At 47.4% G+C, this 3,994-nt stretch carries 2 protein-coding genes; one reads left to right on the plus strand and one right to left on the minus strand.

Annotation, left to right across the window (positions count from 1 at the left end):
- The coding region (locus ABNT28_RS10275; protein ID WP_348721534.1) for a phosphoenolpyruvate carboxylase at nucleotides 1-2,640 on the minus strand (2,640 nt) is incomplete at its 3' end.
- 383 nt (nucleotides 2,641-3,023) lie between these two features.
- On the opposite strand from ABNT28_RS10275, the gene ABNT28_RS10280 reads away from it, so the two are divergent.
- Nucleotides 3,024-3,994, plus strand: a 971-nt coding sequence (locus tag ABNT28_RS10280; RefSeq protein ID WP_348721535.1) for an extracellular solute-binding protein, incomplete at its 3' end; no start/stop codon positions are given.

The raw sequence follows: 3,994 nt of genomic DNA on the forward strand, positions 1-3,994 counted from the left end.
ATTCTGTGTCTCGGCAACGTCACTATGCAACTTTTTCGTTTTATCAAGCGAAAATTCCTGACGGATGATGGCTTGCGCTTCGTCAAAATCAAGGCTCAAAGCTTGTCGTAAGACATCTTCATTGCTATGGCGCGTCGATTCAGCAAAGCGCGGTACGCGGCAGATCAATGCCAGCGAGTCGATGATAAGCGCGATACGTACCGCGTGAATCATATCCAAACTGACGCGTTCATCACCGCTGATCCGGACATCTTCTTCACCAACTGATTTTGATAGGCGATAAAGGTCGATCAGATCATCACGCAAACCCCAGACAATTTGGCGGGCGGCTCGGGTACGCCTGTCATCATTGAGCATGAATCCCAGCTTGCGATAGGCACGCAGATTACGCGGTTGATAGCCATGATAGCCACGATCGATCCAGAAGCCGTTATCCAGCAATTTGGCATAGGCCAGAACCGTATTTAGTGATCCTAACTCTTTTGCCGCCAGCACATGTCCCAGTAATTGTTGTAGTCGCGGTGAGGTTTCATAAAGTTCAACAAACTGGTCCGCATCGATCTGGGCAGCGCTGCCAAAGCCCGAAATGACATTCGCCAGAAACCCAAGCTGTTGCAAGATTGCATTATGCGGAATGGCACGCATCTTTGATGGGTCTTGTCTGCCCATACCGACCTGAACAACCCGTTTGGCTGGCCGTGATCCCGTCTTTGGCAACAAATTGATACCAAATATATCAAGCAAGGTCACATAGCTTGGGTCGGAAAACAGTTTCTCATGCCATGCTTTAAGCGCCAGAAACATATCCAGCGCAAAGTCATTTTTCTGATAAAAACTGTCGTCCTTCCAAGCGGCGCTTGGTTGTGCCGTTTCGGCGGCAAACAGATGGTAGATCGTCGATTGTGCCAATGCCGGCGTACCAAACATCCGATAGCCATCGCCACCCTGAAAACTTGATTGATGATGAATGCGGACACCCATGTCGTTGCATCGCGCCCGGGTATGTGGTGTCAGAATAAAATTCTGCCTATCAGCAATGCGCGGGCCGGCACATCCCCGGCCAAATGACTCGCCATGCGTATTGAACATCAGCAGATCAACGTCGCCATTTAGTCGGTCTTTGACTAACTGTGCAATTTTCAACTGTAACCGTTCAATCGCCAGATTGGCAGCAATCTGTCCTATAAAGCGCCCAGCATCGGAAAAGCCAGTCTGCATCGCCAGCCGTCCCCGGCGACGCACATAGTCGCAAAACACATCATAGCCTAGCAATTGTTCGATCAATTGCACCCCATGTTCCAGCCCGAAGGTTGTTTCGAACAAAGGTGAAATATCTAGCCGGTCTGCAATGCCGAATTTATGCGCCAGATATAGCGCGTTCATGATTGTGATGGGTTTTTCGCATTCGGCAATCAATAAGCGGATAGGCTGGTCACAATCAACATGTTTGATAAATTGGGTGGCCAGCATTAACTGGCGACGTGCGGTGGCGTTTTCTTCATCCAGATTCTGGAAATTGATCTTCCATGCTGATTCGGTTTTGATACGTGTTGCCAGCCGTTCCATCAACAGGCGGTTCTGGACATTATCTCCCGAAAGCGAAATACCACGGCCATCAACCGCGCGCATTGCATTGCGTAATTGTACAGCATTGATCCGCAGGTGAATTTCGCCCATGCCAAAGCCATGACTGGCAATATCTCCGGCAATGACCATCAGCGCCGTGGCTGTTTCATCATCATCGATATTGTTGGCAATCATATGTAGCCGACGGGCAAAATCGGCACTGCTGATTAATTTGTTCTTGCGTTCGCTCAAAGCGTCAACGGCATTGGCAAAGCTGGCCTCATTCAAATCAGAAAACCGCTTGATGTCAGCCTTTGTGGAATCATTTTCTACAGCTAGTTCATCTAGCAATCCGGCAATATCTGGGTGCGATTGAACATGCGATGACAGCTCGGCTTGATATAGGTCAAGCGCCATCCGCTTTTCGACAAGCCGCAAGGCAAAGCTGTCCAGCCATGTGATATCCGAACGCCCGTCAAGATCATAACCAACCCATGTTGATACCGCGCACATTACAGGCAAAACATCACGCCAGCTGGCATCACCAGCCACATGTTTTGCGGTTAAAATGGTGTGATGTAATGACCGGATCGCGCTGCGGGCATGCCCCAATGCCTGCATTGCCTCTTCATGTTCATCCTGCAATGTTATATTGCTTCGCGGCTGATAGGCATCGTCAGGCATAGTGCCCAACTTGTTATCGCTTGCGGCCTGAGACAAGACAGCAGATTTTTCTTTTTCCAGCGCAAAAACCGGATGTGCGGTAAACACCGCATGATAGACAGGCTTGCCGACATCAAGGGCGCCTAGATCAATTGCATCCAGAATATTTACGTCATTTTGGTCGCGACCAGTCTTGACATGCAGGCGGGTTGTTTGTTGATCCCAAAGCTCGCTTCCCATATGCGCCAGAAAGTCATTCACTTCTTCCTGGCTTATCTGGCCTTTATACAGCTTGTCGCTGATCTCATCAGCAAGTGCCAGAATGGGGTTAATATCTGAAACATGTTTGCCTTGCTTGCGAAAGGCGTCGAGTCTGTCCAGAAGGTCGGCTTTAAGTTGCTTTACAGTCATGATTCTCATCCGCCAGATTGGTTATCTACCGGTTTGCTCCCCAGCTTTAAAATATCATTCTACAGGCTATTTGCCACAACATACGTTAAAAATCTTTGAGATGCTATGGCAGGATTGTTTACGCCGTTCTATTTAAGTGATGTTCATGGCGTTATCGATACGCATCTTTTGATAGTAAACGAAAACAAATATTTCATATAGGTTTCCTGCATCATGCGTGTTAGGTTTGTCTTTAATAAAAACTTAAAATTTAAATTTAAGTTAGTGTCCAAAATATGATTGCTGTTGTGGTTGTATGAGGTGACACATAATAATTTACAAGGGAGCAAACAATGAAAAAATTAATATCCACACCCGCCATAGCTGCGGCTGTTTCCATTGTTATGGGAACGGTATCTTTTGCTGCATCTGCTGCTACGGAAGTGCAGTGGTGGCATGCGATGGGCGGTGTTAACGGCGAACGCGTTAACAAAATCTCTGAAGATTTTAACGCCACACAGTCAGATTATAAAATCGTACCTGTATATAAAGGTAACTATACCGAAACTATGACCAGTGCGATTGCCGCTTTCCGCGCGAAACAACAGCCGCATATCGTGCAGGTTTTTGAGGTTGGTACCGCAACCATGATGGCCGCCGAAGGCGCGATCATGCCTGTTGAACAGGTCATGAATAATGCAGGCGAGCCATTTGATAAAGGTGATTACCTGTCTGCTGTTATCAGCTATTATCAGACCCCTGATGGTGAATTGCTATCGATGCCGTTCAACAGCTCTACTCCTGTGCTCTGGTATAATCAGGACGCCTTTGACAAAGCAGGCGTGTCTAGCGTTCCTAAATCTTGGGATGATGTCGAAGCGGCGTCTCGCAAGCTAGTTGATGCTGGCTATAAATGTGGTTTCAGCTTCGGTTGGCAGTCATGGGTCATGATTGAAAACTATTCAACATGGCATGACGTACAGATCGGCACCAAACAGAACGGCTTTGCCGGTTTTGATGCCGAACTGACAATCAATAATGACCATGTCAAAAACATCCTTGGTCGTATTGCCGATATGTCAAAAGACAATCTGTTTGTTTATGGCGGACGTCGCGGTGATAGCCTGTCAATGTTCACCAATGGTGAATGTGGCATGTGGATGAATTCATCAGCCTATTATGGCAGCATCAAAAAGCAGGCTAAATTCAACTTTGCCCAGACCATGTTGCCGCTTGATACAGCTGTTGCTTCCAAGCCACAGAACAGCATCATCGGTGGTGGTACATTGTGGGTTTTGAAAGGTCATGATGCCGAAGAATATAAAGGCGTTGCAAAATTTATGACCTATCTGTCTTCAGCTGAAGTGCAGGCATG

Source organism: uncultured Candidatus Puniceispirillum sp., assembly GCF_963979125.1.
Taxonomy (GTDB): Bacteria; Pseudomonadota; Alphaproteobacteria; order Puniceispirillales; family Puniceispirillaceae; genus Puniceispirillum.